Annotated in this window: 7 protein-coding genes; all 7 read left to right on the forward strand. The window is 56.4% G+C overall.

Annotated features, from left to right (window positions below; all coding sequences use genetic code 11):
- Window positions 1-1,116, forward strand: a 1,116-nt coding sequence (locus M5G11_RS27315) for a type VI secretion system Vgr family protein (RefSeq protein WP_273925447.1), incomplete at its 5' end; no start/stop codon positions are given.
- Window positions 1,113-2,522, forward strand: a complete 1,410-nt coding sequence (locus M5G11_RS27320) for a hypothetical protein (RefSeq protein ID WP_273913452.1) — start codon at window positions 1,113-1,115, stop codon at window positions 2,520-2,522. The genes M5G11_RS27315 and M5G11_RS27320, both read left to right, overlap by 4 nt.
- Before the next feature lie 11 nt (window positions 2,523-2,533).
- Window positions 2,534-3,484, forward strand: a complete 951-nt coding sequence (locus tag M5G11_RS27325; RefSeq protein WP_273913451.1) for a PoNi-like cognate immunity protein — start codon at window positions 2,534-2,536, stop codon at window positions 3,482-3,484.
- Window positions 3,485-3,667: 183 nt separating this feature from the next.
- Complete coding sequence (locus M5G11_RS27330; RefSeq protein ID WP_273913450.1) at window positions 3,668-4,618, forward strand: PoNi-like cognate immunity protein; 951 nt, start codon at window positions 3,668-3,670, stop codon at window positions 4,616-4,618.
- Between the two features lie 350 nt (window positions 4,619-4,968).
- Complete coding sequence (locus M5G11_RS27335) at window positions 4,969-5,760, forward strand: PoNi-like cognate immunity protein (RefSeq protein WP_273913449.1); 792 nt, start codon at window positions 4,969-4,971, stop codon at window positions 5,758-5,760.
- 251 nt (window positions 5,761-6,011) lie between these two features.
- Entirely contained in the window at window positions 6,012-6,788 is a 777-nt protein-coding gene (locus tag M5G11_RS27340; RefSeq protein WP_273913448.1) for a PoNe immunity protein domain-containing protein, read from the forward strand.
- A complete protein-coding gene (locus tag M5G11_RS27345) occupies window positions 6,785-7,768 on the forward strand; it encodes a PoNe immunity protein domain-containing protein (protein WP_273913447.1) in 984 nt (327 codons plus the stop codon). Before M5G11_RS27340 ends, M5G11_RS27345 begins: the two co-directional genes overlap by 4 nt.
- Window positions 7,769-7,817: the final 49 nt, after the last annotated feature.

A 7,817-nucleotide genomic window follows, 5' to 3' on the forward strand; every position in this document is an offset into this window, starting at 1 on the left:
CGCGAGAGCCAAAGCAACGAATTCAGCTCGTGCTGGGTGCGCGTCTCCCAGGGCTGGGCCGGCGGCACCTGGGGCTCCATGGCGATACCCAGGATCGGTCAGGAAGTAATAGTGGGCTTTATCCAAGGCGACCCTGACCAGCCCGTGGTCATGGGGCGCACCTATTGCGCAAACCAGTTGCCGCCCTACGAACTGCCCAAGCACAAGACCCGCATGACCCTCAAGAGCCACACCCACAAGGGTGTGGGCTTCAACGAACTGCGCTTCGAGGATGAGCTGGGGCATGAGGAGGTGTTCATTCATGCGCAGCGGGATCAGAACAATCACGTCCAGCACGATGAAACCACGGCCATTGGCAACAACCGCAGCGAACGGGTCGGGCACGACGAGCGCATCGAGATAGGCCACGACCGTCACGTCAGTGTCAGCCAGGACGAAACGCTGAGCGTCAGTGGCCAGCGCACGCGCACTGTCGAGGGTGACGAGCGCATCAAGGTCAACGGCCAGCGCTTGGAAAGCGTATTGGGGGCTTCGGTCGAGGCCGTTGCGCTAGCCAAGTCCATCAATGTCGGCGGCTTGCTGAACATCACCGTTGGCCTGGGCGCTCACGAGCAGGTGGTCGAGAGCAAGACCGTGCAGGTTGGCCAGCAGCTCACCCTCAGCGCTGGCGGCGACGTGTCGATCAGCAGCCGGGAAGGGCAGTTGCACATCGACAGCAGCCGCGAACTGCTGCTCAGCTGCGGCGGGGCCTTTATCCGGCTGGGCAACGGCCGCCTGGAGTTCGGCAGCCCCGAGCCCATCGTCATGCATGGCAAGTTGCAGCAGTTGGCGCCGGCCCGGCATGGCGAGCCGGCGCCGCCCGGGCAGGACGGCATCGAGTTTCGCCTGCTGTACCCGGACAGCAGCCCGATGGCCGGGCGGGTATTCAACGCGACACTCTCGGACGGCAGCACCCGCCAGGGCACGCTCGACCAGAACGGCTATTGCAGCCTGAGCGGTGTGGCGCCGGGCACGCGCGCCGAGATCACCTATCAGGACAACCCCGCAGCGGCCGAGGCCACGCTGGGTGACGGCTTTGACCGCGAGCTGACGCAACTTGCCGGGGTGCGCCCATGAGCCTGCCCTGGCTGGACAAGATGCTCGACACGTTGAAGGGCGGTGGGCGCTGGCTGCGCGACCTGATCTATGGCGAGTTCGTTGAAGAGCGGCCGCTGAGCGTGGTCATCGCCGATATGCTGGTGGCGTTCGTGCCGGGGGTGGTGATCCTGCTCAGCGCGCGCGATCTGGCGGCGGTGAGTTTGCGCCTCGGGCGCCGCTACACGGATGCCTCCGTCGGGAGGGGTGAACAGCATCCCGAGTGGCAGGAATGGGCGTTGCTCACGGTCTGCCTGTTCACCCTGATTGCCCCGGTGATCGGCGCCGCCATCGGCTCGGCGGGGTTGGCAGCCGGGGCCGCCGTGGGAGCGCTTGCGGGCACGCAGGCTTCGGCAATTCTGCGGGCGTTGGGGCTGTTGCTGATGCGTGAAAGCGCGGTGGCGCTCAGTACCTTGATCAACTTCCTGGGGCGCTTCACCCGTGCCGACATTCTGGCCCTGTTGCGGCAGGTGAAGTTTGGCGAGTACGCACCGCAGCTGATCAGCACGCTCGATGATTTTCTTGGCAATGCCATCGCGGCCATTCAGCGCCTGAGCCATTCGATCAGCGGCACGCCGTGGGTCAGCCAGCTTGAGCGCTCGAAGGAAGTGCTCAACCGCCTGAGGGTCATGGAGCAGCGCTTCTACGCCGTGCAGCGGCATGCGCTTACGCAGATCCCGCACGCATTGCAGCAGCTTGATGGGCGCTTGGCGCGGGCGTTGGAGCAGGTGCTGGAGATGCCGCCGCACTACGCCATGGCCGGTGTGCGGACCGAGAAGCCGGTGGTCATGAGCATGGAGGGCGGGAAGGTAAGTTCGGGCATCGGCATGCCTCCGCTGTTTCTCGAGCGCCCGGCTGGGGGACATGGGCCGCCGCAACCGCAACGGCTGGGAGCGGAGCCGATTACGGGGGCGAACATCCATACGATCAACCCGACGACGCTGGGCAGCAAAGGGAAGGGTATCTATGGGGAAATCGTCAGCGACAACTACATGCGCAGCAAAGGGCACGAGAACCTGGTGCCGCACTCAAGGCCGCCACGCAACCTGGAGGACATCCCGATAGGGCGGGGGATCGATGGGGTGTACAAGAATGGCAAGCCGCCACCGCCGTATATCGTGACGGAGACCAAGTACCGGACCGGGGGGCAGTTTTCGGCGGGGAGTTTGCCGACGACGAAGGGGAGCCCTGGATATCCAGCGGCGAAGCAGATGAGCGACAGATGGGTCTCAAAAAGGCTAGTAGATTTGGTCGGTGAGCAAAAAACTGAACACATACGAGATGCTGGATACGAGCGCTGGTTGATGGTAGTAGACGAAAGTGGAACGGTAAAAAGCATTACAACTCTTGATGAAATGGCCAGCGCCATCGAAAAAGTTTCTTTGTAAGGACTAAGCAAGTGACTGACTTTGATAAAATCAAACGCGAACCATTACTCGATGAGGCTCTCTACACCGAGTCTGTAAGATTTAAAACAGAAAGTTTCATAAACAGAACATTAGAAGATGCTTTGACGGGCAAGTCAGAAAGCCGCTCCTATCGGGAAGGAAGGAGCTGGGACTGGGCCTCAGCTTTTTTAGAGCTACTAATTCAAATGTATTCTGGCGGTGTTGACATCGAAGAATTAAAGCCTTGTGCGAAACGGATGTTTGAATTTTTTGAACAGCACAAGCTTAATTTTCCTGAATTTCACCTAGAGCCATGGGAGCCTGATGCGTACCAATATATTCTGTGGCTACTCTCTCTGGCCGTCTTGTTTGATATGCCTGAGCGTGTCGCCGCAATTTCGAGCTTGGTCAGTGACACGTCGGAACAAGGTAGGGACTCACTATTACGACAGCTTTTTGCGCGTGCTGGGGCTGAAGTGCACGGTGATAAACTCATTCATGACAAACCTTATTCAGAGCTGCAAGCAGCTATAAACACCTCGGGTGATGAACAACGGCAGCTGATGGGCCGCTACCTGAAGCACTGGTATCAGAATATGAAAAGCTGTTATTGGTACGGCCGTGATAAGCGCCCTATCTCAGGCTTTTTCGGTTACTGGGCATTTGAAGCGGGCATGGTGACTGTCCTATGGGACATTGACGATACTGTTTATCGCGATCTCCCTTACTACCCAAAAGACTTGGTGGACTATGCTCGCGCCAAGCATGTTGCTGACCATTTCACCCAAGGCCGCCTAATTGGCGCCCCGGGAATGACCGCTAAATCGGGAGAAGAGTGCCCCTGCACAGGTGTTTGGACATGTGACGACTGGGCTGTAGGCCCACAAACCTTTAGCCGGGGAATAACCTTGCCCACAGACAGCGGCCGCCAAGTTACATGGCGACTGACAAAGGTCATTTAAACAGGTAGGTACTCAAGGTCGCCACGCAGTCTGGAAGACATCCCGATATGTCGGGGGATCGGTGGGGAGCGCGGGAGCTGATCGTTGGTTATTGGATGTAGATGAGGGTGGAGGAGCAACCTGCGCCATCCGACTTGATACTGAAGCTAACGCCATTGAAACATTCCGCCATGAGAAATTTCGATGAATGATTTCAGCGCAACAAAAAGAGAACCTTTGCTGGATGAGTCTCAGCACATGGACTCAATCAAATTCAAAAAAGAATATTTCATTGATCGCACATTGGACTCTGCATTAGAAGGAAAGTCTGAGGATGCGTCATACAAACAGGGACGAAGTTGGGATTGGGCTTCAGAGGCACTTCAACTTCTCATACAACTCTATTCTGGAGGCGCCTCAATAAATGAGCTGGAGCCTTATGCAAAACATACATTCGATCAGTTCGAAAGACACAAACTGGACTTCCCAAATTCTTCCTTAAAACCATGGGAGCCAGACGCGTACCAATACATCCTATGGTTGCTTTCTCTGGCGGTTTTGTTCGACATGCCTGAACGAGTATCCAATATTGCCGCGTTGGTCGGTAGCTCAGCCGAAGACGGGCACGACTTGTTGCTAAGCCAGCTTTTCGCAAGAGCAGGGACCCATGTGGCTGGCGGTACTCTAATTCACCAAAAACCCTACTTAGAACTACAGCACGCTCTAAATTCTCGTGCAGACGAACAGCAACAACTAATGTGTAGGTATCTGAAAAATTGGTACAAAAATATGAAAAATTGTTTTTGGTACGGCCTAGATAAAATCAATGATTCTGGCTTTTTTGGCTACTGGGCATTTGAAGCAGGAATGGTAACCGTCCTGTGGGACATTGACGATACTGTTTATCGCGATCTCCCTTACTATCCAAAAGACTTGGTGGACTATGCTCGCGCCAAGCATGTAGCTGACCACTTCACCCAAGGCTGCCTAATTGGCGCCCCGGGAATGACCGCCAAATCGGGAGAAGAGTGCCCCTGCACAGGTGTTTGGATATGTGACGACTGGGCTGTAGGCCCACAAACCTTTAGCCGGGGAATAACCTTGCCTACAGACAGCGGTCGCCAAGTTACATGGCGACTGACAAAGGTAATTTAACCGGCGCGCATTCGAAGCCGCCACGTAGTCTGGAAAGAATGCCAAGCCGCCACCGCCGTATATCGTGACGGAGACCAAGTACCGGACCGGGGGGGCAATTTTCGGCGGGGAGTTTGCCGACGACGAAGGGGAGTGCGGGGTACCCGGCTTCCAAGCAAATGAGTGATAGGTGGATAACCCAAAGACTCCCTGACGTAATTGACCAGAGAACAACTGAAAATATAACTGCTGGCGGTTATTCTCGCTGGATTCTGGTAGTCGACGAGAATGGATCTGTTGCGAAAGTAATCGAGCTAGATGAAAGTGCAAATGCAATTAAATCATTACAAGCTAAATCCAGGTGACAGCTGATGCAAAATAAAAGACGTGAGCCACTGCTGGATGAAAACGCCTACCTTGACTCGATAATGTTCAAGAAAGAATTTTATTTTGATAGAGAATTACAATCCGCATTAGATAAAGAGCCAAGCAATGAGATTCATCGACAGCGACGTAGTTGGCAGTGGGCGAGTCAAGCACTTGAGTTGCTGATACAGCTTTACTCTGGAGGGGAACCTATTTCAGACTTGAAAAACTATGCCGAGCATATGTTTTCCCAGTTTGAACGCCACAAGTCTGACTTTCCTAATTTCACGTTGGAACTGCGGGAGCCTGATGCATATCAGTATATTTTATGGTTGATTTCCCTAGCCACATTATTCGATATACCGGAGCGAATGCCTAATATTGCAAGGTGGGTGAATCATCTGCCTGAAGAAAATCACGACCCACTGTTATTTCAACTGTTTGCCCGCGCCGGAGTTAGTTACCCTTGTGGAAGGCTCATTCATACAAAGCCCTATGCAGAACTTCAAGCTGCACTGAATGCTACCGGAGACACACAGCAACAACTTATAAGTCGATACCTTAAACATTGGTATAGCAATATGAAGAATTGCTATTGGCACGGAAGAGACCGGCGTCAGTCTGCCGGATTCTTTGGGTATTGGGCATTCGAAGCCGGTATGGTCACTGTGCTCTGGAATGTAGACGACTCCAATTATCGCGATCTCCCCTATTACCCAAAAGATTTAGTTGATTACGCTCGCGCCAAGCATGTTGCTGGCCATTTCCCCAAAGACCGTCTAATTGACGCCCCATAAGTAACCGCACAATCAACAGCAACACCCCTGCATAAGCAATCCATGCAACCCCCTACGCCCATACCGAAACAACCCCGCAACACTGATTGGGAAATTACCTACCTAGGGCAAGGATCCGTCTGACATCGCTCCGCAGGCAAAACCATTAACTATCTGCACTCTTGCTGACAGGGATTCTACAAAGAACTCACTGAGGGTCGGTCCGTCACGCGTAACCCGACACAACAACTCATCTTCCCCAAGGACCTGAGATGCGCAATTTCGACAACACCAAGCGCGAACCGCTGATGCAGGAGTCGGCGTACCGCACCTCCGTCAAACTCAAGCAAGGTAACTACGTCGAGGTCGATGTCATCCGTTACCTCGCCAAAAAATCCAAAGACTACGAGAAGCAGCGGTCAATCAGCTGGTCCTGGGTATTCTCCCACCTCGAACTGCTGATCCAGCGCTACTCCGGCGGCGAGCCCATCGAAGACCTCGGCCCGTTTGCCGAACAGGTGTTCGCCCAGTTCGCTCGCCATCAACAGTCCTTCCCGGACTTTTGCCTGCAACCGCAAGAGCCCGACGCCTACCAGTACATCCTCTGGCTACTCGCCCTGGCCACCTTGTTCGACATGCCCGAACGCATTGCGCACATCACCTCCTGGATCAGCTGCGCACCCAACGGCACACAAGATGCCCTGCTCAGCCGATTGTTCGCCCGCGTCGGCGCACCGCTCAAGGCCGGCGAAATACTGCACAAACGGCCCTATAGCGAACTGTTCAGCGTGCTCAACAGCACCGGCCCGGAGCAACAACTGCACATGTCTCGCTACCTCAAGCAATGGTACTCCTGCCTGCGCCGCTGCTACTGGCACGGCCGCGACAAGCGCCCGGCCAGCGGCTTCTTCGGCTACTGGGCCTTCGAAGCAGGCATGGTCACCCTGCTCTGGAACATCGACGACACCCCCTACCGCGAACTGCCGTACTACCCCAAGGACCTCGTCGACCACGCCCGCGCCAACCACGGAGCCACCCCCCAGCCATGAGCCACTTCGACCAGACCCGCCGCGAGCCCCTGCTGAGCGAACAGGCCTACCTGCACTCCAGCACCCGCAAAGAAGCCGACCTCGCCGACCCGGCACTGCTCGCCCTGCTCGACGACCCTCGGCGCGACGCCAGCCACAGCCGCGGGCTGCAATGGGACTTCGCCTGCATGGCGCTGGAGTTGACCCTGCAACGCTATTCCGGCGGCGAACACCTGGAACGCGTGGCCAGCTACGCGCAGTACACGTTTGTCCAGTTCGAAACGTTTTTCCGCCGCCACCCCGCAGAAAAGCTCAAACCCTGGGACCGCGACCACTATCAGTACATCCTCTGGCTGCTGACCCTGGCCGTGTGTTTTGGCCTTGAAACTCGCATTGCCGACATTGCCCACTGGACCGAGCGCGAGGATGAGCAGGCGCAAGATGAACTGCTGCACCAGTTGTTCAGCCGTCTCGATCAAACCTTCAACGGCGGCCCGTTGCTGTTCCCGGAGGCCTTCGAACACCTGCTGCCCGGCCTTGATTACGCCGAGCAGCGTGGCGTAAATGCTCTGACCGAGTACCTGAGCCATTGGCCGGCGAGCGTGAAAGGCTGCTACTGGCATGATCGGCACCAGCATGCCGAGGCCGGCTTTTTCGGCTATTGGGCGTTGGAAGCCGCGCTGGTGACGGTGCTGTGGGGCATTGATGACACCCCTTATCGTGTGGCGCGGTTCTATCCTGCGGCGCTGGTCATGCATGCTCGTTACCAGCGTCACGACCAGCGTTTTCCTGATCAGGAGCTGGCCAAGCGCAGGCCTGGCTGGATGTACCCCTCGGGCACCCCGTGCCCGTGGCCCGGGCTGTGGCGGTGTGATGAGCAGCCCGACTTGCAGCAGTTGATCCAGCACACCGCGCCGTTCCCGCACGTGAATGGCAAAACGGTGCATTGGTTGCTGCTGCGCACCCACCTCACCGAGGAAGACTGGAAGCGCCTGGGGTGAAGCCAATCGTTCAGCAGCAGCGCTGCGTACTGTAGATACCGTCTTGCCC

The organism is Pseudomonas fontis (assembly GCF_028656955.1).
In the GTDB taxonomy this organism is placed as follows: domain Bacteria; phylum Pseudomonadota; class Gammaproteobacteria; order Pseudomonadales; family Pseudomonadaceae; genus Aquipseudomonas; species Aquipseudomonas fontis.

Coding starts and splice junctions, on each gene's coding strand:
- M5G11_RS27335 (WP_273913449.1), top strand. CDS start 4,969: ATGCAAAATAAAAGACGTGAGCCACTGCTGGATGAAAACGCCTACCTT.
- M5G11_RS27340 (WP_273913448.1), top strand. CDS start 6,012: ATGCGCAATTTCGACAACACCAAGCGCGAACCGCTGATGCAGGAGTCG.
- M5G11_RS27320 (WP_273913452.1), top strand. CDS start 1,113: ATGAGCCTGCCCTGGCTGGACAAGATGCTCGACACGTTGAAGGGCGGT.
- M5G11_RS27345 (WP_273913447.1), top strand. CDS start 6,785: ATGAGCCACTTCGACCAGACCCGCCGCGAGCCCCTGCTGAGCGAACAG.
- M5G11_RS27330 (WP_273913450.1), top strand. CDS start 3,668: ATGAATGATTTCAGCGCAACAAAAAGAGAACCTTTGCTGGATGAGTCT.